Origin of the sequence: Synechococcus sp. MEDNS5, assembly GCF_014279875.1 — a bacterium.
Classification (GTDB): domain Bacteria; phylum Cyanobacteriota; class Cyanobacteriia; order PCC-6307; family Cyanobiaceae; genus Synechococcus_C.
In genome coordinates this window covers 1,011,886-1,036,676 of sequence record NZ_CP047952.1, presented here as the reverse complement: position 1 = coordinate 1,036,676, position 24,791 = coordinate 1,011,886, and the positions used below count along the sequence as shown (strand labels likewise).

General features: G+C 58.8%; 27 protein-coding genes and 1 tRNA gene. 19 read left to right on the top strand and 9 right to left on the bottom strand.

Annotated features, from left to right (window positions below):
• Positions 1-45: 45 nt before the first annotated feature.
• Complete coding sequence (gene metG / locus SynMEDNS5_RS05540; protein WP_186585472.1) at positions 46-1,590, top strand: methionine--tRNA ligase; 1,545 nt, start codon at positions 46-48, stop codon at positions 1,588-1,590.
• Positions 1,590-2,777, top strand: a complete 1,188-nt coding sequence (gene lptC, locus SynMEDNS5_RS05535) for an LPS export ABC transporter periplasmic protein LptC (RefSeq protein WP_186585470.1) — start codon at positions 1,590-1,592, stop codon at positions 2,775-2,777. The genes metG and lptC overlap by 1 nt, the downstream gene beginning before the upstream one ends.
• Here lptC and SynMEDNS5_RS05530 read toward each other — a convergent pair.
• Positions 2,707-3,372, bottom strand: a complete 666-nt coding sequence (locus tag SynMEDNS5_RS05530; protein WP_186585468.1) for a cofactor assembly of complex C subunit B — start codon at positions 3,370-3,372, stop codon at positions 2,707-2,709. The two genes, lptC and SynMEDNS5_RS05530, sit on opposite strands and share 71 nt — an antisense overlap.
• Positions 3,373-3,440: 68 nt before the next feature.
• Here SynMEDNS5_RS05530 and SynMEDNS5_RS05525 point away from each other — a divergent pair, with 68 nt between their 5' ends.
• From SynMEDNS5_RS05525 to SynMEDNS5_RS05500, 6 genes are all read left to right on the top strand, one after another.
• Positions 3,441-3,848, top strand: a complete 408-nt coding sequence (locus SynMEDNS5_RS05525; RefSeq protein WP_186585456.1) for a tellurite resistance TerB family protein — start codon at positions 3,441-3,443, stop codon at positions 3,846-3,848.
• 30 nt (positions 3,849-3,878) lie between these two features.
• The gene (psb32, locus tag SynMEDNS5_RS05520; protein WP_186585454.1) at positions 3,879-4,556 is read left to right on the top strand and encodes a photosystem II repair protein Psb32; all 678 of its coding nucleotides are present in this window, start codon (positions 3,879-3,881) and stop codon (positions 4,554-4,556) included.
• Positions 4,557-4,563: 7 nt separating this feature from the next.
• Positions 4,564-5,712, top strand: a complete 1,149-nt coding sequence (gene pxcA, locus SynMEDNS5_RS05515) for a proton extrusion protein PcxA (RefSeq protein WP_186585452.1) — start codon at positions 4,564-4,566, stop codon at positions 5,710-5,712.
• A complete protein-coding gene (locus tag SynMEDNS5_RS05510) occupies positions 5,699-6,253 on the top strand; it encodes a bifunctional adenosylcobinamide kinase/adenosylcobinamide-phosphate guanylyltransferase (RefSeq protein WP_186585450.1) in 555 nt (184 codons plus the stop codon). Before pxcA ends, SynMEDNS5_RS05510 begins: the two co-directional genes overlap by 14 nt.
• A gap of 32 nt (positions 6,254-6,285) precedes the next feature.
• Positions 6,286-6,753, top strand: coding sequence for a tRNA (cytidine(34)-2'-O)-methyltransferase (locus SynMEDNS5_RS05505; RefSeq protein ID WP_255440337.1), 468 nt, complete (start codon positions 6,286-6,288; stop codon positions 6,751-6,753).
• A 109-nt stretch (positions 6,754-6,862) separates the two neighbouring features.
• Complete coding sequence (locus tag SynMEDNS5_RS05500) at positions 6,863-7,849, top strand: M23 family metallopeptidase (protein WP_186585439.1); 987 nt, start codon at positions 6,863-6,865, stop codon at positions 7,847-7,849.
• Positions 7,850-7,925: 76 nt separating this feature from the next.
• Here the strand turns inward: SynMEDNS5_RS05500 and SynMEDNS5_RS05495 are convergent.
• Together SynMEDNS5_RS05495 and SynMEDNS5_RS05490 are read right to left on the bottom strand one after the other, a co-directional pair.
• Positions 7,926-7,999: transfer RNA gene (locus SynMEDNS5_RS05495), tRNA-Met, on the bottom strand.
• A gap of 48 nt (positions 8,000-8,047) precedes the next feature.
• Positions 8,048-8,338: a hypothetical protein gene (locus SynMEDNS5_RS05490; RefSeq protein WP_186585437.1), complete on the bottom strand. Its 291-nt coding sequence runs from the start codon at positions 8,336-8,338 to the stop codon at positions 8,048-8,050.
• Positions 8,339-8,491: 153 nt separating this feature from the next.
• Between SynMEDNS5_RS05490 and SynMEDNS5_RS05485 the strand changes: the two genes are divergently transcribed.
• On the top strand, positions 8,492-9,091 hold the full coding sequence (locus SynMEDNS5_RS05485; protein WP_186585435.1) for a peroxiredoxin: 600 nt from the start codon (positions 8,492-8,494) through the stop codon (positions 9,089-9,091).
• 29 nt (positions 9,092-9,120) lie between these two features.
• Here the strand turns inward: SynMEDNS5_RS05485 and SynMEDNS5_RS05480 are convergent, their stop codons facing one another.
• Together SynMEDNS5_RS05480 and ftsH are read right to left on the bottom strand one after the other, a co-directional pair.
• A complete protein-coding gene (locus tag SynMEDNS5_RS05480) occupies positions 9,121-11,931 on the bottom strand; it encodes a UPF0182 family protein (protein WP_186585433.1) in 2,811 nt (936 codons plus the stop codon).
• Positions 11,928-13,736: an ATP-dependent zinc metalloprotease FtsH gene (gene ftsH, locus SynMEDNS5_RS05475; RefSeq protein ID WP_255440373.1), complete on the bottom strand. Its 1,809-nt coding sequence runs from the start codon at positions 13,734-13,736 to the stop codon at positions 11,928-11,930. Before ftsH ends, SynMEDNS5_RS05480 begins: the two co-directional genes overlap by 4 nt.
• Positions 13,737-13,877: 141 nt before the next feature.
• On the opposite strand from ftsH, the gene rpmF reads away from it, so the two are divergent.
• Positions 13,878-14,054 (top strand): 50S ribosomal protein L32, encoded by a 177-nt coding sequence (gene rpmF, locus SynMEDNS5_RS05470; RefSeq protein WP_186585431.1) that lies wholly within the window; start codon positions 13,878-13,880, stop codon positions 14,052-14,054.
• 1 nt (position 14,055) lies between these two features.
• Here rpmF and SynMEDNS5_RS05465 read toward each other — a convergent pair whose 3' ends face one another.
• From SynMEDNS5_RS05465 to SynMEDNS5_RS05455, 3 genes are read right to left on the bottom strand one after another with little or no spacing between them, the layout of a single operon-like run.
• Positions 14,056-14,988: a kinase gene (locus SynMEDNS5_RS05465; RefSeq protein ID WP_186585429.1), complete on the bottom strand. Its 933-nt coding sequence runs from the start codon at positions 14,986-14,988 to the stop codon at positions 14,056-14,058.
• Positions 14,978-15,316, bottom strand: a complete 339-nt coding sequence (locus tag SynMEDNS5_RS05460) for a DUF565 domain-containing protein (protein WP_186585427.1) — start codon at positions 15,314-15,316, stop codon at positions 14,978-14,980. The genes SynMEDNS5_RS05465 and SynMEDNS5_RS05460 overlap by 11 nt, the downstream gene beginning before the upstream one ends.
• Positions 15,313-16,068, bottom strand: coding sequence for an HAD-IA family hydrolase (locus tag SynMEDNS5_RS05455; RefSeq protein WP_186585425.1), 756 nt, complete (start codon positions 16,066-16,068; stop codon positions 15,313-15,315). The genes SynMEDNS5_RS05460 and SynMEDNS5_RS05455 overlap by 4 nt, the downstream gene beginning before the upstream one ends.
• 83 nt (positions 16,069-16,151) lie before the next feature.
• Between SynMEDNS5_RS05455 and recJ the strand changes: the two genes are divergently transcribed.
• Together recJ and SynMEDNS5_RS05445 are read left to right on the top strand one after the other, a co-directional pair.
• Positions 16,152-18,047: a single-stranded-DNA-specific exonuclease RecJ gene (gene recJ / locus SynMEDNS5_RS05450; RefSeq protein WP_186585423.1), complete on the top strand. Its 1,896-nt coding sequence runs from the start codon at positions 16,152-16,154 to the stop codon at positions 18,045-18,047.
• Positions 18,044-19,414, top strand: coding sequence for a chloride channel protein (locus SynMEDNS5_RS05445; RefSeq protein WP_186585421.1), 1,371 nt, complete (start codon positions 18,044-18,046; stop codon positions 19,412-19,414). The genes recJ and SynMEDNS5_RS05445 overlap by 4 nt, the downstream gene beginning before the upstream one ends.
• Here SynMEDNS5_RS05445 and psb30 read toward each other — a convergent pair.
• Positions 19,393-19,500 (bottom strand): photosystem II reaction center protein Ycf12/Psb30, encoded by a 108-nt coding sequence (psb30, locus tag SynMEDNS5_RS05440; RefSeq protein WP_006041509.1) that lies wholly within the window; start codon positions 19,498-19,500, stop codon positions 19,393-19,395. The genes SynMEDNS5_RS05445 and psb30 overlap by 22 nt on opposite strands.
• Before the next feature lie 88 nt (positions 19,501-19,588).
• Here psb30 and SynMEDNS5_RS05435 point away from each other — a divergent pair, with 88 nt between their 5' ends.
• From SynMEDNS5_RS05435 to SynMEDNS5_RS05405, 7 genes are all read left to right on the top strand, one after another.
• Positions 19,589-19,960: a YkgJ family cysteine cluster protein gene (locus SynMEDNS5_RS05435; protein ID WP_186585419.1), complete on the top strand. Its 372-nt coding sequence runs from the start codon at positions 19,589-19,591 to the stop codon at positions 19,958-19,960.
• Positions 19,957-20,286, top strand: coding sequence for a TMEM165/GDT1 family protein (locus SynMEDNS5_RS05430; RefSeq protein WP_186585417.1), 330 nt, complete (start codon positions 19,957-19,959; stop codon positions 20,284-20,286). The genes SynMEDNS5_RS05435 and SynMEDNS5_RS05430 overlap by 4 nt, the downstream gene beginning before the upstream one ends.
• A 42-nt stretch (positions 20,287-20,328) precedes the next feature.
• Positions 20,329-20,634, top strand: coding sequence for a TMEM165/GDT1 family protein (locus SynMEDNS5_RS05425; protein ID WP_186585415.1), 306 nt, complete (start codon positions 20,329-20,331; stop codon positions 20,632-20,634).
• 128 nt (positions 20,635-20,762) lie between these two features.
• Complete coding sequence (locus SynMEDNS5_RS05420; RefSeq protein ID WP_186585413.1) at positions 20,763-23,150, top strand: RNB domain-containing ribonuclease; 2,388 nt, start codon at positions 20,763-20,765, stop codon at positions 23,148-23,150.
• Positions 23,147-23,758, top strand: a complete 612-nt coding sequence (locus SynMEDNS5_RS05415) for a flavin prenyltransferase UbiX (RefSeq protein WP_186585411.1) — start codon at positions 23,147-23,149, stop codon at positions 23,756-23,758. Before SynMEDNS5_RS05420 ends, SynMEDNS5_RS05415 begins: the two co-directional genes overlap by 4 nt.
• Complete coding sequence (locus tag SynMEDNS5_RS05410; protein WP_186585409.1) at positions 23,755-24,294, top strand: hypothetical protein; 540 nt, start codon at positions 23,755-23,757, stop codon at positions 24,292-24,294. Before SynMEDNS5_RS05415 ends, SynMEDNS5_RS05410 begins: the two co-directional genes overlap by 4 nt.
• 59 nt (positions 24,295-24,353) lie before the next feature.
• The gene (locus SynMEDNS5_RS05405) at positions 24,354-24,791 is read left to right on the top strand and encodes a DUF2996 domain-containing protein (RefSeq protein WP_186585407.1); all 438 of its coding nucleotides are present in this window, start codon (positions 24,354-24,356) and stop codon (positions 24,789-24,791) included.

Here is a 24,791-nt window from a genome sequence, read left to right as displayed (position 1 = left end):
AAGATCCAGCCCCAGAGCCAGGGGCCTCAGAGGAGAGCCGACGCGATGACCTACAGCCTCACAACGCCGCTCTATTACGTCAACGCCAAGCCCCACCTCGGAAGCGTGTACACCACGCTCGCCTGTGATGCGCTCGCTCGTTTTCAGCGGCTGGAAGGCCAAGACGTTGTGTTCATTACCGGTGTTGATGAACACGGCCAGAAGATTCAACGCACGGCCGAAACGCAGAACATCAGTCCTGCGGATCATTGCGATCGGATTTCCGCCTTGTACTCCGACCTCTGGGCGCGTTGGGACATCACCAATGATCGTTTCGTCCGCACTACAAGCCCCCGCCATCTTCCCCTGGTCCAGGACTTTTTTCAGCGCTGTGAAGCTGCAGGGCATATCCGCACCGGCCATCAGGAGGGCTGGTACTGCGTGGATTGTGAGGAATTCAAAGATGATCCCTCCGATGCCAACAATCCTGATTGCCCCATCCACCGCAAGCCGCTGGAATGGCGCGACGAGGAAAATCTGTTTTTCTGTCTCTCCCAGTTTCAGGAGCGCATTGAAACGCTGATTGCGGATCCTCAGTTCATCGCACCCACCAGCCGCCGTCGGGAGATTGAAAATTTCGTCGCAGGAGGGCTGCGTGATTTCTCCATTTCCCGGGTGAATGTGTCATGGGGACTACCCGTCCCCGGCCATCCGGGGCACACGTTCTATGTGTGGTTTGACGCCTTGCTCGGATACCTCACAGCGCTGCTGGATGACGGTGGGGCGGCGAACTTGGATCGCCTCGCAGACGTTGGCTGGCCTGCGGATATTCATGTGATCGGCAAGGACATCCTGCGCTTTCATGCGGTGTATTGGCCCGCCATGCTGATGTCTGCGGGATTGCCTGTTCCGAAACGCGTTTTCGGGCATGGTTTTCTCACCAGAGAGGGCCAGAAAATGGGCAAAGCGCTGGGGAATGTGCTGGATCCGGAAACCCTGCTGGAGCGTTGCGGGACCGATGCCGTGCGTTGGTATCTGCTGAGAGACATCCAATTTGGCGAAGACGGAGATTTTCAGCAGCAGAGATTTATGGATCTTGTGAACAACGATCTCGCCAACACGATCGGCAATCTCCTGAATCGAACTGCCTCGATGTCACGCAAGTGGTTCGATGCATCCCTTCCTCCTGTGTCGGATGGAGTTCGCTCTGACCATCCTCTGAAAGACACCACGGAACAAACGATTGTCCGCGTGCGGCAGTCGATCCCTGCACTGGCTTTTCAGAACGCGGCTGAAGCCGTGTTGCAACTGGCGATCGAAGCCAACGGTTATCTCAATGAACAAGCACCCTGGAGCCTGATGAAACAACCAGGCCACGAAGAGAAAGTGGGAGATGATCTCTATGCCGTTCTCGAATGCTGCAGGGTGATCGGCCTGTTGCTTCAACCACTGGTGCCAGGCCTCAGCTCCAGGATCCTGGCCCAGCTGGATCAGCGTCCAAGCGAGGATTGCTGGACCCAGGCGCTGAGCTGGGGCCAACTGGAGCCAGGCATCGGACTTCCGAAACCTGAGCCGGTGATGCAGCGACTTGAGCTTGAGTCCCCCCTCTGATGGCCTTGCTTACACGCCATGCATGGCTTTCAAGCTGTCTACTGGCAGGCCTTCCCTTCCTTGGTGGTTGCGCGGATGAGAACACACCGGTCGCCGTCGAGGCGCCGCCTTTCGTGTTCCGTTCACTGGAGCTTGAACAGAAAGCCAGCAATGGTCAACGGCAATGGAGCTTGTCCAGCCCGGAAGCCCGTTACGAACTGAACAAACGCTTGGTTCGCGCTCGCAGGCCCGTTGGTCTCCTGTTTCGCAATGGAAAGCCATCGTTTCGGATTCAGTCCGATCTCGCCCAAGTGATCAACGATGGGGAAAAGATCCTGCTGGAAGGGAACGTCAAGCTTCAGCAACTCACCGGCGCGAAGCTGCTGATCCAGGGAGATCGACTGCGCTGGAGGCCTGAACAAGGCGTTCTGACCATGGAACAGCGGCCCCGAGCGTCGGATCAGGAGTCGCGTATTTCTGCCCGCGAAGCCGAACTTCAACAAACCACCAATGAACTCACGCTGACGGGCACCGTTCAACTCGACCGTTGGTCCACCGCCGACCGCAGTACCCCCCCTGACAGCTTTTTGCGCAGCGGTCAAGCCCAATGGAATTTGGATTCAGGACAGCTCAAAGCCAAGGGACCCGTTCTCGGTCAGCGCAGAGATCAGGAAGGAACCGTGCTCGAGCAACTCGAGGGCCAATCACTGGATGGAAACACTCTCAAAGGAGAGATCACCGTGCAAGCACCGGTGATTCTCAAAATCCCACGCGAGAAGGGTGTGCTCAGGGCCCAGGCAACAACCTGGTTGTTCCGGGATCAGATCATCCGCAGTGCAGAGCCGTTTGAGGCCGACCTCGAGCGCACCAGAATCACAGGTGATGGCTTCAGGGCGGATCTCGGCGCAACGACCGTCGATGTGAACGGGGCCTGTGAGATCCGTCAGCCGGGGGAAGTTTTGGAGGCTGAACGTTGCCGCTGGAACTGGAACAGTGAAGACGTCTTGGCCGAAGGGAAGGTTCGCTTGCGGCGAGACGAGAACGATCAGGTCACCCGAGCCATGCGGCTTGAGGGAACGATTGGCAAGGAGGGGCGAATTTCCTTCACCGCGCCTGGATCCAAGGTGCAATCGGAAGTCAGGCTCCCTTCTGAGGGAAAGGGTGGGACTCCTGGATCCCGTCCCCAACCGAATCCAGTGTCCTTCTGAGGCGTTCGCTCCATCCCGCCAACCAACGTTCATCCGATCGGGTAAAGCAACGCTCGGACCAGCCGCCGAGCACGACCCACCCCCTGTGGCCGAGGGGTTGCACCATCACTGATGGCAAGCCTGGCAACACGGGATCAAATTCATCGCGACCTGGATAAAGCGCCGTCTTCACCAGAGAGATCAGCTCCTGGCGCTGGCTCGCCCGTTGGCAGATGGCACCGGGCACGAATGCATCCGACGTGATCAGTCCCCGTCGCAGAAGAACTTTCCCATCCCACATCACCAGCATCGAGGCGGCTGAGGTGGCTGTCAGGAACTGATGGCTACCCCAGGCCAGTTCCAAGGTCAGTGCATCATCCAGCGCCTCGTCAATGCGGAGCCCCTGCTCACCGCTGAGTTGCGCTGCTTCAGCCGGCCGGGGAATGGCACGCGTCCAAAGAACGGCAACCAACATCAAACCAACGGCTGCCATCCCAGCAAGCACTTCAGCGCGCTGAAGGGAAGGAGGAAAGTCTCCAGCCGTGAGGGCATTGACGAGCGACAGGCTCAGCACCAAGACCCCGGCGATCAGACAAAGACGAGCGGAGCCAGGCATGGTCTGCAACATGCTGCGGTCAGAACGACTCACTCTTGCTCAAATGAGGAAGCACAGACCAGCCCAAGATGACTGACGCTGAAGCCTTTGCCGCGATTGCGCTCGCCGCGGTGGCCTGTGATGGCACCCTTGGGCGTGATGAGGCCCACGCTCTGCGCCGCTCACTCGAATACCGCACGCCCTACAAGGACCGCAACGAGCAGGAGATGGCAGCACTGTTTGATCGCCTCTTGGCCCAGCTCCGCACAGACGGCGTCGAACGTCTTGTCGACGATGCCCTGCCCGTTCTGACGCCTGTTCAGCAGGAGACAGCTCTGGCGGTGGCTGTTCAGCTCACCCATGCCGACAGGGACGTCACCCCCGAAGAAAAACACTTTCTCAACAATCTGACTGGACGTCTCAATCTTCCGGAAGGACGCGCCGTGATGGTGCTGGAGGCGATCATGGCTCTCAACCGAGACAGCCTGTCCGCCTGAGGGCAGACTAATTCGACGCTGAGCATGACCATGAACCGTTTCACCCAGCTCACCGGCGGGATTCTGGCCGCCACCCTCTGCTTGCTGTTCTGCACGCCGCTGGCGCTTGCTGTCTCTCCCCAGGACTTCCCGACGCAGCCACCCGATGAGCTGGTTCTCGATTCAGCTGAAGTGTTGAGTCGATCGGGTCGCAACGAAATCAGCAATCGACTGCAGGAGCTGGACCGCTTTCACGTGGATGCTCGGCTCGTGACCCTCCGGCGCCTTGATTACGGCCTGAGTCTTCCGGCCTTCGGAGAGGAGCTGCTCAATCGCTGGAGTGAGGCAACTGCTGGATCGGACAGGCCCTTGCTGCTGTTCCTGGAGGAAAGCCAGAGCAAACAGGCCACGGTTGTCGCATCACCGGCCCTGTTGGAACAACTGCCGGAGAGCCTGCTGCGCAGCACGGGGAGAACCACCATGAGCCAACCACTGCGGGACGGGGATCGCTTCCGACAGGCCACCCTCGATGGCGTCGCAAGGATTGAGATCGTGCTCGACGGTGGCGAAGACCCTGGCCCTCCGGTTCAGGCGGAGAGGGTTGCACTACCGACCAATGTGCCAACTGCTGAAGAAACCGAAGAGAGCAATGCGTTTACTTGGGTTGTCGTTCTGCTGGTGGTCGGCACGATAGTTCCGATGGCCACCTGGTGGATTTTCTCCCGGTAACAGCACGATGGCAGGACGCAACTGGCTCGACACCTTCGGAAGGGCCAAGTCCTTCGATGTGAACGCCGATCTTGATCGCGGCTACGAAGCCGCTCTCTTGATTCAAAGCCTGGAACTCGAGTACTACGGAGACCGGCCGATCCGTCCTGATCTGGAACTCTCTGTTCCCAGTTCGGTTCAAGCGACGGTTCTCCGGAAATTCCGGGCAGCCATCAGCGTCTGTCGAGCCTCTCTGGACAAATTGGAGTATCAGCGTGGCCAACTCGATCCACAGGAGTTGCGCCAGCTCCAGCTGATCGAAAGCGTGGTCAACCGCTACAGCCCGCGACGGACGGCCTCAGCTCCCACCATCAGCCGATCTCCTGATCCGCTGCCACGGTCGCTTCTCGGAATCTTCGACACGCTGCGACGGCAGCTGAATCCCACCTCAGAAGCAACGCTGGTGGCTGGATTCCGGCGGCGGCGCGATTCCACCCTGATTTCCCTCAAGGTGCTGCTGCTCCTCATCCTTGTTCCCCTTTTGGTGCAACAAGTGAGCCGCACGTACATCATCAGCCCCGCTGTGGATCGTTTTGCTCCAGATCTGCCGTTTTTGAGTTACCCCAAACCACAACTGGAAGAGCAAGCTGTCGAGAAACTCCGTGTCTACAAGGCCGAGATCGAATTTGATGCACTCCTGCGCGGCGATTCGATTCCAACACAGGAAGAGTTGCAGAAAAAACTATCTGCGAAAGCGGAAGAGCTGAAGCAGGAAGCTGATTCAGAGAGCACCCATGCCGTCAAGAACGTACTCGCTGATCTCGCCGCCACAGTCGCATTTGTTGTGGTCTGTGTGTTCAGCCGAGAAGAATTACGAGTTCTCAGGGGATTTTTCGACGAAGCTGTGTATGGACTCAGCGACTCAGCGAAGGCGTTTGCCATCATTCTCTTCACAGACATTTTCGTTGGTTTCCATAGCCCTGAAGGCTGGACGGTTCTTCTTGATGGAATCGCCAATCATTTCGGATTCCCAGCCAGAGAGAACTTCATCCTTCTGTTCATCGCCACCTTCCCGGTGATCCTGGCGACAATCTTTAAGTATTGGATCTTCCGCTATCTCAACCGCGTCAGCCCATCCTCGGTGGCGACGCTTCGCGGTATGAATGGTGGCGGCTGATCATCCTCAAGGCCTGGTTCTTGTCTCCGGTCCAAGCCGAGGAGGCAAGAGCCGTTGGGCCGAACATTTGATCTCCTTTTGTTCTGAGGTGACGTACATCGCCACCTCACCGTCCTTGCCTGAAGATGCATTGTGGCAGGAGCGACTGCGCCTACATCGTGAACGTCGACCACCCAACTGGAGTCTTCTGGAATGCGATGGAAAACTCACTTCTGCGCTCAAGGAAGCGCCGGACAACCATGGGGTGCTGATTGATGCTCTCGGTGGATTCACGGCCGCCTATCTACAGACCAATGCGCAGCAGTGGAATGCCGCTCAGATCGAATTGCTGACCACACTGAAACAGCGCCGTCAACCAGCCGTGATCGTGGTTGAAGAAACAGGCTGGGGGGTGGTGCCCCCAACAGCCATTGGCGGACTCTTCCGCGATCGCCAGGGAGAACTGGCTCAGCGATTGGCCAGGCAGGCCAATCGAAGCTGGCTCGTCGTTCAGGGCAGAGCTGTCGATCTTCACGTTTTAGGCCAGAGCGTCCCGCTGTGACCCTTCTCAAACTCAAGCCATCCCCGCTCAGAGTGGCTTTGTTCGAACCACGCATTCCTCCGAACACGGGAAACATCGCGAGAACCTGCGCAGCCTTTGATTTGCCTTTGTCATTGATTGAGCCCCTGGGCTTCTCGATCGATGACAGACAGCTCAAACGAGCCGGGCTGGACTACTGGCCCCATGTGAACCTCTCGGTTCATGCTGATTTCAAAGCATTCAAAAGCTGTCTCGCCAAGCCGTCCCGCGTGATTGGCTGCAGCCGTCGGGATGGCGTTGCCCTGCAGAGTTTCTGCTTTCAGCAAGGGGATGTTCTGCTGTTCGGGCGAGAGGACACAGGGCTGCCAGAGCCAGTGCGAGATCAATGCGATCAGATTTTGACGATTCCGATGCCTTGCAGCGCTGGGAGTGACGGCCAGGGTGGCGTTCGCAGCCTGAACCTGTCCGTCGCCTGCGCGATCGCCTGCTTCCAGGCGGGCCTGAAACTGCAGCTGTGGTAATCCATGATCTGCCACGAGCACCCTTGCAGAGGGGTGTTCAGCCCGCTACTTTCAGCGCGATCTGATGCTGTGGCGGCGTCCTCGGATCTGTTCCTCACTTGCGCGCTGAATGAAGCCTCTGCTCCTCGCCGTGACCGCTGTTGCATCCAGCAGCGCCTTGTTCGCGATGTCGCAGGCATCGGGTTTCGCAGACTCCGATCACATCAGCTCAAAGCAACTCCTTTCGGCTCTGTCATCAGAGCCATCACAGATCTGGGTTCGACTGATCGAACCCAGCAATCTGGAAACGTTGGCGCGTGATCTTGACCTAATCCCGAGCCAGCTCGAAGAACTGAATGAGCTCAAAGCCGAGACTGATCTTGAGATCGGAACCTGGGTTGTTCTCCCTTCCACGAGCGCTGAGTCCATCAGTGCATCAAAGGCGATAGACGGAACGCAAATCAGAGACACAGCACCGCTCAAGACCCCTCCGGCTCCCGTAGAAGTCGTTGAAATCAAGCCCCAGCAGTCGCTGATGTCCTTGGTGCGAGACCATGGCATCACTCTGACGCAGTTGAAGACCTTTAACCCAGGGGTCGAACTCTCGAAGCTCGTGGTGGGAAGCAAGGTTCGTGTTGCCAAAGCCAGTGTGCTGGCTGTGCGCCCCTTACGTTCCGGCGGAGCAAGTTGGCCCGAACTTCCTGAACTCCCTGGATCCAAGCAGTTCGATGCGTCCCAGACGTACATCTGGCCCGCAAAGGGTGTTTTCACCTCTGGATACGGTTGGCGCTGGGGGAGAATGCACAAAGGTATTGATATTGCGAACAACGTCGGTACTCCAATCCTGGCGGCCAAGGATGGCGTGATTGCTTACTCCGGCTGGAGCAGCGGCTATGGCTACCTGGTTGAAATGTCCCATGGAGATGGTTCTTCAACGCGTTACGCCCATAGCAGTCGACTGTTGGTTAAAAAAGGGCAATTGGTTCCTCAAGGTGCTCGTATTGCCCTGATGGGGAGTACTGGCCGCAGCACAGGTCCTCATCTCCATTTTGAAATTCGCAAGTCTGGCGGAGCAGCCATGGATCCAATGTCCATGCTTCCATCTCGCAGAGGCTAATAAGGATTCACCCCAATCAAAACAAAATTGCCTTCCAAGCAATTTCACTTGAAGGCTTTGATTTGTTTCTGAAAAATGTCAGAGGAGAGACTTGAACTCTCGACCTCAGGGTTATGAATCCTGTGCTCTAACCAGCTGAGCTACTCTGACGAAAGGGCCTTCAGGCCAGTTGCCATCATACATCTTGAAGGGACATCCTCAGCGCATATCAATAGCGTTGAGCCTCTCTCGGAATGATTTCGGCGACGATGTGACAACAGACTTAGAAAGTGAAGCCATGCCTTCTGGCATCGCGTTGGGCCTTCGCTGTTGACGGACCGGCTGTCCGCGATGCGGTCTGGCCTTGAGCAGCAGAGCCCGGCTGGAAGGATCGCGCACTAAGGGCTGACTGCTGAGCTCACTTCGCACCTGATTCAGCAAGCGGAAGTGGCCAGTGCTGCTGAACTTTCTAAGAAGCGCCTGATCCCAGGCCATGGACGAATGAATCATCAGTACATCCTAAAAGTCGGCGAGTGCGCCATTGGGTGCATCGGGGCACACGGCATGAGCACAGAGGCGTGATAAATTGTTGCCCGCAATTGGAAGTCGTAACGACTTCGAGCTAGGTCCTCACGCTTCCTTGCCTTCCTTCGCCCGTTCATCATGACCGCCAACGGTTGTCTGCGCGTGGGCCATCCGGCCCCCGACTTCACCGCCACAGCAGTGGTTGACCAGGAATTTAAGGAGATCAGCCTGTCCCAGTACCGCGGCAAGTACGTGGTGCTGTTCTTCTATCCCCTCGACTTCACCTTCGTGTGCCCCACGGAGATCACGGCGTTCAGCGATCGCTACGCCGATTTCTCCAGCAAGAACTGCGAAATCCTCGGCGTTTCCGTCGACAGCAAATACAGCCACCTCGCTTGGATTCAGACCCCGCGGAACCAGGGTGGTATCGGTGACATCAACTATCCTCTCGTCGCTGACCTCAACAAGGAAATCGGTAACGCTTTCAACATCCTCGACGACGAGGGCAAGGCACTCCGCGGTCTTTATCTGATCGATCCCGAGGGTGTGATTGTTCACGCCACCATCAACAACCTGCCCGTGGGCCGCAACGTTGATGAAACCCTGCGTCTTCTGCAGGCCTTCCAGTACGTTCAGTCCAATCCTGACGAAGTCTGCCCCGCAAACTGGACACCTGGCGCTGCCACGATGCTGGAGGACCCCAAGGGTTCCAAGGACTATTTCTCCACCATTGATTGATCCGAGATCGTTCAACGAACAGCTCGGATTCAGGACCCTGTCGCCATCGGCGGCAGGGTTTTTTGTATGAGTCGATCAATGGCAACCGGCAGAGTGTCGGCCATCGCAAGGCGTCGCCCATCACTGACAACAACCCTGGTGAGCGTCGGCAATCCTCCTAGACGAGCTTTGAGATAGATCGGCTCCACGTAGAGCAGCGAGTCGCCGACAGGCACCACCAGGAGATTTCCCTGAACAACCTGGGAACCCGCTCTGTCCCACAGACCGAATTGCTGACTGATCTCAGGGTTCTGATTGATCAAGGCCTGAACCTGCTCAGGACCAAAGATCGGTTCATCGCTCGGGAAGCGCAGCAGGATCAATTCGCCGTAGTGATCCCCGTCACTGCGAGCGGCCAGCCAGGCCGACAGATTCGGGCGAGCCAAGGGGGTGAGCGGTTGAAGCAGCAGAAATTCGGAGCGTTCGCTTGCTTCAACCTGGGCCGTAATGTGATAAGGAGCAACCGGAATCTGCTGGCGGCCATAGAGCTCAAGGGGAACCTGCCAGACATCATCACCGCTGTAGAAAATGCGTGGCTCAGTCACGTGATAACGCAGAAGTTGCTGAACCTGCAGCTCAAACTGAGCCTGAGGAACCATCAGATGGCCCCGAAGGTTCGAGGGCATCGCATCCAATGGTTCAAATAATGTTGGAAACAATCGGCTCCATCCACGAATAATTGGATCGTTCTCTTCACTCACATAGAAATGAACGCTGCCGTTGTAGGCATCAACAATCACCTTCACCGAGTTGCGCAGATAACGCAGGGGGCGTCCATCGGGAAGCGTGGCTGCGTAGGGATACGTTCGAGAGGTGGTGTAACCATCAACAATCCAATACTGATGCTGATCCTTTGAATAACCGGAAGGAGGATCCTCAAGGGGCACGGAGACCAGATAAGGATCTCCCATAAAGGTGAGGAATGGAGCTAAAGCCTTGACTCTCTGTTTCACATCGCGCCTTAGAAGCAATTTGGATTGCGGCGTCAATGCACCGGTGTTGAGCAGTCTGGGGTCATTGAGATAAATGGCAGACCTGATGCGCTGCCACAGCGATGACAGTGAGATCCCCGCTGAGCCGGAATAATGGTTGTAGGTGTTCTGATCGCCCTCCGGATAATCGAATTCCTCGATGCGCGTGGGTGCCACGGCGTAAGGCGAAGGCAGCAAGCCGAAATACAGAGCGGCCCGGCCGATCGGCACTTCACGCTTCACATCAGCCTGGGTGATACCGAGAGAAGGATTTCCTTCGATCCTGGTGGAACTGCCCAGATCCTTGATGAAGTATTCAGGAAGACCGTCAAACGCCTTGGTGTTCACAGGGTTGAGGGTGAATCCGAACCCATGGGTGAACACGAAATGTCGGTTCTGCCAGGTTCTGGATCGCCGGGGCAGGGCCGTTTGATCCAGCTCGCGGGCCGCCATGATCACCTGCTGCCGTTCCTTGCGATCAGGGCGCAACGGATAGCGATCCACGGCAGCTCTGGCGAAGCGGTAATAAACCCTGAGCTGTTGAAGTTGCCGATTCGAAGCCAGCAGCGGTTGACTATCCCAGAGACGAATATTCTTTAATGTGCTTTCTCCTTGAATTAAATCCTCAGCTTCGAGTTGCTTTGAAGGATTAATTGGCCGTGTCGTCATGCCGCCGAGTTGATAAGCATCGCGCGTTGCTGTGATGGCATGGCGGAGAAACGGCTCTTCAAGCTGAAATTCTCGGGGGCGGACCACCATCCACTGCACCAGGGGGGCCAACAGCAGTTCGGTGAGCAGAAGCACGATCGCCAGAGCGACGAAAACCCCTCGCATTCCCCGTCGTCGTCGCGAGGGCACCCCAGGCCAGGGGAACAAGGTGGTCGCCAGGAGAACAAGAAGAACGCTGCCCCCAACCCTGAGCGGCAACACCAGATGCACGTCCAACCAGCCTGCGCCCGCCACAACACCGTTCTGGGTCCAGAGCAGCTGATGGCGCGACAACCAGAGCAGTGCAGCAAGCACCAGAAACAAGGCTGCGAGCAGCGGACGGAGCAGACGGCGTTCCTGGGTTGTCCAACCAGGAAAGCCCCAATCACTCAGGCAGGAACTGCGGGTCAGCCGGCTCCAGATCGAAGTGCTGAGAACAAGGAGCAACTGAAGCAAAAGCAACTCCAAAGCCAGAGCAAGCGCTGAAAAACGACCAAGCCCAAAGCTCACATCAGCGCCAAGCAAAGGCTCAAAACGGTTGGCATCAGGAATCGTGAGTGCCAAGGCCCAGAGCCCCCAGGCGCGGGCCGTGATCAGACAGAAACAGGCACTTCCATAGAGATGGGCCAATCCCAGTCGATGACTTCTTGTCAGTCCGATCGTGATCGTCAGGATCAGCAGAATCGAGAGGGTGAACAGCGGCCAGGTGCTCTGGAAGGGAACACTCCACCAATGCGCCAGGAGGAATGGCTGGGATAAGGCCAGCCAGGCCAGGCGGGTGTACACCACCAGCACGCTCAGGAGCACCACAAGCGTGCTGGCCAGACCAAGCGCATACGTTCTTCCCCTCAGGGCAGGAAGTTCACCCTCGGGGGTGGGCTCATAGGCCGCCATCCATCGCTGCCGCCAAATGGTCGTCACACCTACAAGGACAAGGGCGACGGCACCTCCAACACCTTGAAGCCCAAGACGTTTGAGGTACACATCCTCAAGGTTGAACTGTTGGAACCAGGCCATCTCGACCTGAAGGCGGGCCAACAGCACAAACACTGGAACCAGCAGCAGCAGCCAGCGGGCAGATGCAGGATGGCGGGCGAAAAAGGCTCGCTTGGACAGGCTCAAGTCCAGGCCGGCAGTTGCCCCAGGCTAGGACTCCGATCCGGCGGATCAATCCCTATGAGGGCATAGAAGCGATCCGACTGAAGGGTTTCCTCCTCAATCAGAGCATCAACCAGAACATCCATCTGTTCACGCCTGGACTCGAGCAGATGGATCGCTTGCTGCAGAGCCTCGGATGCCAGCAAGCGAACACGGAGGTCGATCTCGCGACCGGTGCGTTCCCCGTAAGAAGGCCGGGTATGAATCAGGTCTCGGCCCAAAAACACCTCCTGGTCCTGTCCCTCGAGAGCAACAGGGCCCAGATCGGAAAATCCGAATCGGGTCACCATCTCCCGTGCCAGTTGCGACACCATCTGCAAATCACCGCTTGCCCCTTGGGTGACCTCAGACGGTCCGAACACGACAATCTCTGCGGCACGGCCACCAAGGGCCATCACCAAACGGGCATGGAGATAAGCACGGGTCACCAAGCCGGAATCAAGCACTTCCTCATCTGGGAAAAAACGCGTAAATCCCCCCACACCACCACTGCGGGGCAGGAGAGTGACTTTGTCGACGGGATCGGCATTGGGCGTCAATGCCGCAACCAGCGCATGACCGATCTCGTGGTAAGCGATCAATCGCTTCTTGGCTCCATCCTGCAAAGGGGCAGCCGTCAGACCCATGGTGATTCGCTCAAGAGCCATTTCCAGCTCTTTGTTGCCCAAAGTTGTGGACTGATAGCGGGCCGTGAGGATGGCCGCTTCATTCAGAAGATTGGCCAGATCGGCTCCGGAGAAACCAGGCGTGCGTCGGGCCCAGTCCGCCAGGGACACGTCTTCAGCCAGTGGTCTTGTGCGGGCATGCACAGCAAGAATTGCTTCGCGCCCTTTGCGGTCCGGCAAGCCAACGGCAATCCGGCGGTCGAACCGCCCGGGACGCATCAAGGCTGTATCGAGGACGTCGGCGCGATTGGTGGCCGCCAGAAGAATGACGCCCGAGTTATCAGCAAACCCGTCCATCTCAGTGAGCAACTGGTTGAGCGTCTGCTCGCGCTCGTCGTTGCCTCCACCAATCCCTGCTCCCCTCTGTCGGCCAACGGCATCGATCTCATCGATGAACACAATGCAGGGTGACTTCTCCTTGGCTTTGCGGAACAGATCGCGCACACGGCTGGCACCCACACCCACGAACAACTCAACGAATTCGGAGGCCGCGAGGGAGAAAAACGGAACGCCAGCCTCCCCGGCAATGGCTTTCGCCAGAAGGGTCTTGCCGGTGCCGGGAGGGCCGACCAGAAGGACCCCCCGGGGAATCCGCGCTCCCAATTTGATGAACGTCTCCGGCTGCTTGAGGAAGGTCACAACCTCCTGAAGCTCGTCTTTGGCTTCTGCGATCCCGGCCACATCTTCGAAGCGCACCGTCACCTCGCTCTGCGGACTGGTGCGCGCCTGGGTACGCCCGAAGCCCATGGCCTTGTTGGCCACCTGAGCCGATCGCCTCAGCAACAGCGACAGTCCAACAACGATCAGCACGATTAACGCCAGATTGCCGGCCAGTCCGGCCAGGGCCTGTTCCTGCCGGACATCCTTGACGCGAAGAGGAGTCCCAGCAGCCTCAGCGGTCCGCAGAATTTGTTGATCGTTGGCCAGGATCGACACCGTTGTGCGACGACCGTCGGGGTAGGTGACAATCACTTCCCGACGGGCCGGTACCAACTGCAGTTCCTTCACCTTCCCCGAGGAGATCTGCTTCAGCAAAGCGCTGTAACTCGGAGGAGGCTCCGAACGGAGGCGAGAGAATGGGTTGCTCGGTTGGTCGGTTCCGATCGGCCTCTGGGCATCGAGGCCCGGCTGCGACTGACTCTTCTGCTCTGGGCTCACACCGCTGTTGCGTTGGGCCAAGACTAGCGATTTGACGGAGGGGCTCCCGAAAGTGGATCATGGCTGTTTGGCAGTAATCAGCCCGAGATGGCCGTCCCGAAGAAGAAAACCTCTAAGAGCAAGCGCAACCAACGGCATGCCGTCTGGAAAGCCAAGGCAGCAACTGCAGCCCAGAAGGCTCTTTCCATTGGCAAATCCGTTCTGAGCGGCCGTGCTCAAGGTTTCGTCTATCCCGTGGCGGAAGCCGACGATTCCGAAAGCTGATTCAGCGGAAACGGACCTCGCGAACGGCCCTTTCGCTCGTGAGGTCCACGATGATCGTGGCTCCTGGAATGCAATCGAGACAACGGCTCGGCAGAGCCACCTGAACCATTCGATTGAAATCAGAGAGTTCGTTCTCAACAAAGTTCACTCCGGTGCTTTCCAAGAGCGTGTTCAATTGCTGACGCTTCCAGCGCGCGGAGGCATCAACGTTCTCGATACGCAGATGCCAGAGCTCATCGAGCATGGACCAGATCGTTGCGTACTCTCTGAGCTTTCTGAGTGCTTTGGGACGCCACTGACGTTCTGAGGGCGTCAGCTGTTGCTGCATTGCCTCATCATTGTGCTCACGCACTACCGCACCGAGAAACCATCCCTCCAGCAACACCACCCGTGGCTTGGAGATGGTTGAACCGCAACGGTCGCCACGTCCTCCCCGAAGAGACTTGTCAAACCGTGGCGCCTCAAGACAGTCTCCCTGCAGCCAAGTCTGCAGGCATCGTTCCATTCCGATGAGGTCATGACTGCCAGGCAAAGCCCGGGGGACTCCCCACGGATTCCCGGCCATGCTGCGTTCCAACTCATCTGCAGGCCAATAGAAGTCGTCGATCGATAGATGCTCCACCGACCAGCCGAGATGGTCGGCAGCATGTTTGATCCAGCTGCAGAGGGTGGTCTTGCCACAACCCGGCAGGGCGCTGACCCCGAGCAACGTCGGGGCATTCTCGGCATGGGCCTGTTCGACTCGGGTCAGAAGCGGAAGAGCCAGGGACGCAATCCAGGCGTCATCGACAGGAACAGCCCAATGATCCCGCACCAGGCTCAAACCGCCACGGGCCTGCCAGTGGCGCCACCAACATTCCGGATCGGGCCAACCCAACAGCTCCAGCAGGGCATGCCCCCCGAGAGGTGCGTCCGGTCGAATGTTACGAGCCAAGCTTGAAAGCCTCAAACACAACGGCGTAGACGGTTCCAATCCGCAGATTGTCGAGAGCGAGCCACCCCAGAGGCCAAGGATCCATCCGCACCCTGCTCCGCAACCGCACCAGAACTTCTAAAACCGCCACCATCATCAGAACGGCGATGGGGCGCTCCTGACCCGATTTCTGGTACCAGTACATCGTGACGTTGCTGCCCACAATGAAACCGAATAGCAAGGCCAGCAGTCCCACACTCCTGCGACGCCAAGGACCGACCAGCGCCTGGGACAGATGAGCTCCCACCCGACGCTGAAGCCGGTCGTATCGCGTGACATGCAGCGTCATTCCTGACCCAGATCAAGCAGCATCTCCAAATACTTCAGCGTGACCCGGCCGCCTTCACAAGGGGGGCCGCTGTGGATCTGACACGAGGTTTCAGCTCCGAAATGATCCAAAACAGCCGTGGCATGGTGATTGTCCATGGGCAGTTCAGGATCCCAAGGGGATGGAGTCAACAGGCAGCGCAGTCCTGCCGCACGAGCCGAACGCAAACCTGGTGCTGAGTCCTCCAAGGCGATCGCGCAGTCTGGATCAACACCACTGAGTCGTAGAGCAAGCTGATAAGGCTCTGGATCCGGTTTTGAACAACGGACATCGTCCGCTGTCACCCAACCGCAGAAAGGGCCTGCGCTGAAACCATGCAGGACCTCTAAGAGCGCCTGAACGGAAGCAAGTCCGCTGCTGGTGACGATCCACTGCTGAACACCAGCCTGCTGAAGGTCCTTGAGAAGCCGCAGCACTCCTGGCCGCCACCGCACTGCACCGGCGCGAATCAAGTCGAGGTAGTGACGCTGCTTGGCCTCACGTAACCGTTGGAGCAGATCGGGCGACAGAGACACAGAGCACCGCTTGGCAAACCGCTGCATGCGCTTGGTACCCCCGGGAATGGTCAAGAGCTCGGCATACAGGTCAGGGTCCCAGTTCCAGTCGATACCCAGCTCGGAGAAGGCACGGTTGTAGGCCACCCGATGGCCGGACATCTCCGTGTCAGCAAGCGTCCCGTCCACATCCCAAAAGACGGCTTGCAGTCGAGACATTGCAGCGATTCAGCATGGGTTCAGCCTGAAGGAACACCATCGGTCGCGGAACCCCCCACAATGCATCCATCGGAGATTGAGGGATGGTTGAGGTCGCCCGACAGCAGCAGTGGCGCCTGCCGCGGCCCATCGATGGCATCCCCCTTGATCGCATTGCTTTACCCCAACCGCTCAGAGCTGTTCTTTATCGGCGCGGCCTCTCAACAACAGAAGACGTGGAGTCTCTCCTGAGCGATCAGGACCCGCCGGCTCCCCACGACCACTTCCCCCAGCTCGCCCCAGCGCTTGCGCGCCTTCAGACGGCATGCCGGACGGGGGAGTCTCTGGCCGTTTGCGGTGATTACGACGCCGACGGCATGACCAGCACTGCCCTGCTGCTGCGTGCCTTCCGCTGTCTTGGTGCCAATCCGAAAGCAGCCATTCCAAGCCGGATGGACGATGGCTACGGGTTAAACCCGGGGATGGTGGAACAGCTCCATGCGGAGGGGATCAGGCTTTTGATCACCGTCGACAACGGAGTAGCTGCAAGGGAGGCACTGGAGCGCGCCGCAGACCTCGAGGTGGATGTGATCCTCACAGACCACCACACCCTTCCGGATCAGCCTCCGAAAGCCAAGGCCCTGATTCATCCGGCCACAACCCCTGAAAACTCGCCGTATCGCGGTCTTGCAGGCGTGGGTCTCGCCTACATCCTGGCCCGCACACTGGCGTTGGAGATGAACAGGCCCGAAGCGATTGGCAGCTCCCGAGACCTCTTCTGCATCGGCACCGTGGCCGATATGGCACCCCTGACAGGGGCCAACCGCAGTCTGCTGAAGGAAGGGTTGAAACACCTTCACCGCAGCAGTTGTCCGGGTGTGCAAGCTCTGCAGCAGCTGGCTGGACTGGGTGATCGCCCCCTTGTCGCCGATGACATCGGTTTCCAGCTGGCACCCAGAATTAATGCGGTCGGCCGCATCGGTGATCCTGTGCTGGTGGTGGACCTTCTCACCGCGGAAGATCAAGACCAGGCCTACGAACTGGGACGCCGTTGTGACGTCCTCAACCGGCAACGCCGCGACCTGTGCGATGCGATCGAAGCGGAAGCCATTGCGTTGCTGGACAGCGACCCATCGCCCTTACCGCCTTTCGTTCTGTTGGCTCAAAGCCATTGGCATCACGGGGTGATCGGGATCGTGGCCGCCCGTTTGGTTGAGCGTTATCAAAGGCCGGCCGCCCTTCTTGCGGCAGATGGGGACGGATTCATGCGGGCATCCGTGCGGGCTCCAGAGGGTTTCGCGGTGGATGAAGCTCTGAAGCACTGCGGCCATCTGCTGGAACGCTTTGGCGGACATCCCGCAGCAGGAGGCTTCACGGTTCAGGTGTCAGCCGTGACAGAGCTCCACGACGGGCTGAACAGGCTGGCCGCAACCTGGATCGATAAGAGGGGTGAGGGGTTGCTGGTGGAACCGGAGGCACTTCTAACGCTGGAGGAGATCAACCATGACCTCTGGGCAGGCCTGCAGAAGCTGGAACCCTTTGGCGCAGGACATCCCAAGCCACTGTTCTGGTCCAGAGGTTGCCGGGTGTTGGAACAACAACCACTGCGCGGCGGGCATCGACGCCTGACCCTGGAGCAGAACGGCACGGAACGTCAGGCCATCATCTGGCGATGGCCCGCCGCCGCTGCGATTCCGCAGACGATTGATCTGACCTACAGGCTCACCCAGAATCACTGGCGTGGGGAGACCCGGTTTCAGCTGGAGATCCAGGCCCTGCGGATTCACCATCCGGTGATGGAACTCAGTCGCGGATCTGGGGTTTACAAGATGCAGCGTTTGGGACCGAAAGCCCTCGAAGTGTTGAATCCCGCCGGTGAGTCTTTGATCTGCAAGATCAACGACATCGGTGCGCTGGAGAGTGAAGACAGTCGGGCCCGGCACCCCTACGTTGCGGGCCTGCTGCAAGAGGCCTGCGTGGGTCTCGGCCTTTGCCCATGAGTCCGGACAGTCGCCAGGAAACCGCCCTGATTCCAGGGACTTTGCGCTCCCAACGCCAGTTGCTGAGCTTGGTGCGTCATTTCATCAGCCTGGTGGTTGTTGGCGTGCTGATCGGCTTGGCCTGCCTGCCGCTCAACCTTGTGGATCGCGTTCAGGAAAAGCTTTATGCCCTGATGCCCACGAATGCAGCCAGCCCATGGACACTGCCCGGTGTTCTTCTGGCGCTGGCACCGCTGGTCGTGATGCCTGTCCTCCTGATGCTGCAGCGCGGTCCGTGGCATGAGGGAGCAGGGTCCGGAATTCCGTCCACGATGAATGGATTAAAGGATCCTTCACTGCTGCCAAGGGCGATGGCGGCTCCAGGCACGGTGCAACGCGGCCTGCTCTGGTCGATCGCCACCGTGGCCATGTTTCCCCTGGGAAGGGAGGGGCCTGTTGTGCAGTTCGGTGCCGCAGTGGCCAGAGCTTGCCATCAGCGTTTCAAGGGTTGGCTGCCGTCTCTGAGCGAACGGCAGATGGTGGCCATCGGTGGAGGCGCCGGCCTGGCCGGGGGCTTCAACACCCCTCTGCTCGGAGCCGTTTTCATGCTGGAGGAGCTTACGGCCGATTACGCCATTGTGACCATCTGGCCTGCTCTGGTGATCAGTGTTGCGGCAGCAGGACTGTCGAACATCGGCGGGCAACCGATGTTCGGCCTTGGCGTTCTCAACATCGTGACGCCGGAGTTGGAACAGCTGATGATGGCGATCCCGATTGGACTTGTGGCCGGCCTTGTTGGCGGCCTGTTCAACAAGGGACTCGTCTGGCTCACCCAGAGACTGTCGGCATCAGTCAGGCAACGGCCTCTGCGCACGGGCCTCTATCTCGGTGGAGGTCTGAGCCTGCTGGCTCTGATGAGCTGGGGAACATCCACCTCCGATGGTGAATCTCTCGTACGCCAACTGATCGAGCAGGGAATGCCAAATCCGCTTGAAAACGAAAGTTACTGGCTGACAGGCGTAACCAGTCTTTGGATCACCGTTGTCCGGGTGATTGCTCCGATGCTGGCTCTCAGCCCGGGAGTTCCTGGAGGCCTGATCGATCCCTCGCTGACCTTCGGAGCTGTTCTGGGTTACACCGTCTGTGCGATCGCCGGTTACAGCGGTCAACTGGGAATCGGATTGGGTCTTGCGGCAGGGCTTTCAGGGGCGACCCAGCTCCCCCTGGTATCCATCATCTTTGCCTGGCGTCTCGCCGGTGATCAGCAGTTGTTCGCCGGCGTGGTGCTGGCGGCTGTTCTCGCCTCATACACGGGGCGCCTGGTGTGCAGGGATCCGGTGTATCACGGGTTGAGCAAGCTCAAACGTCAGAGTGCGCCGCGGCGGTAGAAGAGGATGAAGATCACTGCTGGACCTGCCAGGGTGATCAAGGCCAGTGCACCGAAATTGGCGATCAGGTGGAAATCGATTCCCATGGGTCGAATGCTGGTAAGCAACAGTTTGCCGTGTATAGGTTACGAGCCTTCCGCTCGGCCACAACGCAACCAAAAACAGACCGTCATCATGAGTCGCCATACCCTGAACTGGGCCTGCCTCCAGCACTGCGGCGCCTGCTGCAAGCTGGCCCCGGAGGAACGTCAGGAAGCGATCGAAGCCCTGACACCTGAACAGCAGAGCCAATACCTGGCGATGGTGGGGCCCGACGGATGGTGCATTCACTTCGACAGCGGTGCCAGGCGATGTCGCATCTATGAAGAACGCCCGGATTTCTGTCGTGTCGCCAGCCTTTGCAGCCTCTTCGAGGTTCCCAAAGACCGCGCTGACGCCTTCGCCATCGCCTGCTGCCGCCAGCAGATTCGTTCGGTTCATGGCGGACGCAGTCTGGAACTGCGTAAGTTCGAACGTCTGATTCGATCCACGCCTCCATCGCGATGACCGACGCCGGAAGCTCTCAGCGTCCAGGGTTCACAACCGTTCTGGTCAGTACTTTCACCACTGTGTTCCTGGCGGAACTTGGAGACAAAACACAGTTGGCAACGCTGTTGCTCTCCGCAGAATCGGGTCAGCCTTGGTTGGTCTTCGGTGGTGCCGCTCTGGCACTGATCTGTTCCAGTCTTGTCGGCGTGCTCGTTGGCCGCTGGCTGTCGTCGGTGCTGCAACCAGAACGACTGGAACAGATGGCAGGTCTCCTGATGGTGGGACTTGGCTTGTGGCTCGGATCCCAGGCACTACGTTCGGTCCTGGGCAGCCATCCCCTCTGAACGCACCCGGTCGCCCCTCAGCTCAATCCATCCAACCCAACGATGAACCTCACGCTGCTGCTTTCAACCTTCGTCACCGTGTTTCTGGCTGAGCTCGGCGACAAGACGCAGTTGGCAACCGTCGCCATTAGCGGCACCTCTGATCGGCCGTTGGCGGTCTTCCTAGGATCGTCCAGCGCCCTCGTGATCGCAAGCCTGATCGGAGCGGTAGCGGGAGGCTCCCTGTCGACAATCATTCCAGCCGATTGGCTCCAGCTGCTGGCATCCGTTGGGTTCCTGGTGATCGGACTCCGACTTCTCTGGCCGAAGCTGAAAACAGAGAGCAGCATCATTCCCGAACGGGACTGAACAAAACCCAGGCAGGGCATCGGCCCGTAAGATCAAATGGATAAAGGAGGTTGCGCAGTTCCTCTGCTGCTTGCGCACCTGCGTTGTCACCCTCCCGGTCCTGAAGGCCGGTTCCTGATTCCGTTCTGATGAAATTCACGGTCGCTGATCTGCTCGACCAGGTTCCCTCCGATGGAACCTTGGAAACGGCAAAGCTCGAGAAGATCCTGAGGCTCACCAATCGATCAGAAAAACAGTCTCTCGCGTTGGCACTGCAAGCTCTCACGCGCCTCGGGATCCTGAGCACCGATGACAGCGGAGACATCCAACGCTGCATCTCCGATGACCTTGTAGAAGCCCGCCTTCGTTGCAGCAGCAAGGGCTTTTGTTTTGCAATCCGCGATGATGGCGGTGATGACATCTATATCCGCGATCACCAGTTGAATCATGCCTGGAACGGCGATCGCGTTCTTGTGCGCATCACCCGGGAAGGAGGTCGCCGTCGTTCTCCAGAAGGAGGTGTGCAATGCATTCTCGAACGGGCCACCACGAGCCTTCTGGCGGCTGTCGAACAGCAGGAGGACAAGCTTGTGGCTGTCCCCCTCGACGACAGGATTCTGGCGACCATCGAGCTTCCCTCCGAGGATGCAGGCCACGCGGACACTCCCGCGGATGAAGCGGTCGCCGAAGTCATTCTTGACCGCTACCCCGTCGCGCAGTTCTCTGCCCAGGGCCATGTCTCCCGTGCATTGCCTCTCAATGGCGGAGCTGAGGCGGATCGGGACCTGATGTTGACCAAAGCCAACCTCCATCAACGGCCCAGCCCACCACGCGCATCACTCAAGGCACCCGCAGCCAAAAAGCGGCTGGATTGCACGGATCAGCCGGCATTGCTGCTCACAGGCTGGTCGGCAAGCGAGGCTGTCTCGCTGCCGGCAGTTCATGTCATCCCCCACGAGGGAGGGACGCGTCTTTGGATCCATGCGCCAGCCGTAGCGGAACGGCTGACCCCTGGGAACAGTCTCGACCAGTGGCTGCTGGACCAGTCAGAGAGCATCTGCCTTGGCCAGCAATGGCTTCCGCTTCTGAGCCCAGCGCTAACAAAGGCCAGCGCTTTTCGCGTCGGCGAAGTTCAGGATGCTGTCACGCTTCGGCTGGATTTCGGCCCTGACCGTGAATGGAAAGACTGGGAGTTCTCATTAACCAAGATCCGTCCTGTTGCTGAGATCACCAGCGAACATCTGGCTGCCCTCGAAGCACGCAAACCGAAAGCCCGGGCGATTCCAGCGGCCTTGAAAGCGATCAAAGAGCAGATCAGCCAGCTGGAAACTCTGATCTTCTGTGCCAGAAACGCCCATGAGTGCGAAAAGGCTGCAGGTTTAATTGAACTGGATCTGCCCAGGCCTCAGCTCGACACCCTGGGAGATTTGAATCCGCTCGCCCCAGATGGTGATGCAACCAGCTCGACAGAACCGCTGAATCCTGCCGCTCCGGAATCGGTCATGGCTGTGCTGTTGCGCACGGCCCACCGGGTCTGGAACTCCCACAGCCAGGATCTGCGTCTCCCTGCGGTGCTTCTGAGTGCCCCACCCGCCGACGACTCCGCTCTGACGGATGTCGCCAAAGCGGCCATTGCCCTTGATGTTCCTCTCGAACTCGATGAAGACGGAACGCCGTCCGCAGATGAACTTGCCAAGGCTGTCGCCGGTTGTGAGTCGAGCCGCGTACTTAATCTCCAGCTTCGGCATGCACTGCCCGACAGCACCTACCGACTCAGTGATGCTGCAGCGACGACTGGAAGCCTCCAAACCGATGACAACAGCACTGATGCCGAGACAGAGGTTGCATCCTCAGCAGAGGTTGATGAACCGGCCAACAATGACGCAGAGACATCCGGTTCTGTTTGGGCTCAATCCCTGGCTCCCTGGTGTTGCCCGACTCTTCATTACGCCGATGTCCTGAATCAGCAGGTGCTGTGTCACCTGCTCAACGAGGGCAAGGACCGGCCCAGCGTGCGTCACAAAGACAAGGTGCCGATCGGACGCCAGGGGGCAAGCGATCAGATCACCTGGCCCCTTTTCACTGCCTCGCAGGATCAGAAACTGTCAGAGCTGTTCCGGGAACGGATCGTCCAGCGTCTGAATACAGGCCGACGTCAGGTGGCAGAGCTACGCAAAGACGTGGTCGCCATGGCTCAAGCCAGAAGTGCCGAACCGATGGTGAATCAGGAGCAAACCGGCGTGATCAGTGGTGTGCAGAGCTATGGATTCTTTGTGGAGATCCCTCCATCGATGGTGGAAGGGTTAGTGCACGTCAGCTCATTGAATGACGACTGGTACGAATACCGCTCCCGGCAGAATCGACTCGTGGGTCGACGGAGTCGCAGGGTTTATCAACTCGGCGACCAAGTGAAGGTGAATGTGCTGAAAGTTGACGTGCTGCGAAACCAGATCGACCTGGAGGTGGCGCTCAACGACGATTCTTCGCACGAATCCACGGAAGCCGATCCCCTGCCTGTGGCCGTGTCAGACGCATGAGCGCCCCTTTCGTCATCGGCGTCAGCGGCGCATCGGCCCAGCAATTAGCTGAACGCAGCATTCAATGGCTTCTCCGGGCTGGGCACAACGTGCACGTGATTGTGAGCCGGGGAGCCCACGAAGTTTGGAGAGCTGAACGGGGCATCGCCGTCCCGGTGGATCCCTGCCAGCAGCACCAGTTCTGGCGTGACCATCTCGATGTGCAGAGCGGCGAGCTGATCTGCCATCGCTGGGATGATCAAGCCGCTGTGGTGGCCAGTGGCAGTGTGGTGACCCGGGGAATGGTGGTTGTTCCCTGCTCGATGGGAACCGTGGGGCGCCTGGCGGCTGGACTGGCAGGAGACCTGCTGGAGCGCAGTGCGGATGTGCATCTCAAGGAAGGCAGGCCCCTTGTCATTGCCCCGAGAGAAATGCCATGGAACCTGATTCATCTGCGCAATCTCACAACGCTTGCCGAAGCTGGAGCCAGGATTGCGCCGCCTATTCCAGCCTGGTACACCCAACCGGAATCCCTCGACGACATGCTCGATTTTCTCGTCATGCGCCTGTTTGATGGCTTGGACGAGTCACTCACAGAACAGAACCGTTGGCAGGGACGAAGGCCATGACCGCGCTGCAACGGCTGCTGCTGATTCCATGCCTGTCACCCTTGCTGCTCACATTGCTGGTCGCAGGGCTGAATCTCGGGAAGGGAGGCAGCCTTCGGATCCTCACCTGGCAGCTACCCACCCTGCCCATCGGAGCATGGATGGCTATCGCAGCCGCAACGGGCGCTGCGCTGGGCTCGGGTGGTGCCTTGGCGGCATCTCCCCAACCACCAACGCTCCAGCGGGAGGTGCGACAACCCTTCGAGTGGCCGCCTGAGCCTTCAGAACCGCTGGAGCCCCCGAAGCCTCCCTCTGATGCCGCATCCGTGACATGGCCTGAGCGGGATGTGCGTGACCCAGCGCCGACGGTCTCCGTGCCCTTTCGTGTGATCCGACGGGGCGACTCTGAAGCCGAGACGGTGCCTGCGGCCGGTCCCGATCATGGGGCAACCACGACGGCCGAAGCATCCAATGCAGCAGGAACATCCAATGCAGCAGGAACATCCAATGCAGCAGGCCCGGATGACTGGAATCAGCCTCTTAGTGAGGACTGGTAGCCCGCGGCTGGTGAGGCATCACCTGAGCTGTCTACAGTCCCGCCAGTGACCGACATCCGGTGAGCGAAACCCCTGCCAAGCCGAAAGGCGAGACCAAACCCGCTGGTGAAGGCAAAGCAAAACCTGCCGCCAAACCCAAGCCCGAAGACAAACCCTTCGCCTCCTTCATCCAGGACGACTTTCTGCCTTCGCTCTCGAAGGCTCTGGCTGAACGAGGCCATACTCCAGTGAGCCTTTCCCTCTGCGAAGGTGAGAGGCCCGTGGTGGGAGGTTTGTGCTGGATGGTGAAAGGAGAGCTCAGCAGCGAGCGCAGGTTCTGGGTCTGCTTCGAATCCGAAGCCATCACCTCCGGCAAAACGATTGCCCTTGCCGAGTCCGGAACCGAACCGAGCCTGCTGGAGTCGTTTCTGATCGACGAAAAGCGAATCAACCTGGCGCTCCTGCAATCGAGATTGCTCCAGCGGCTCAACGGTCAGAAATGGCTGGGGGGCAACTGA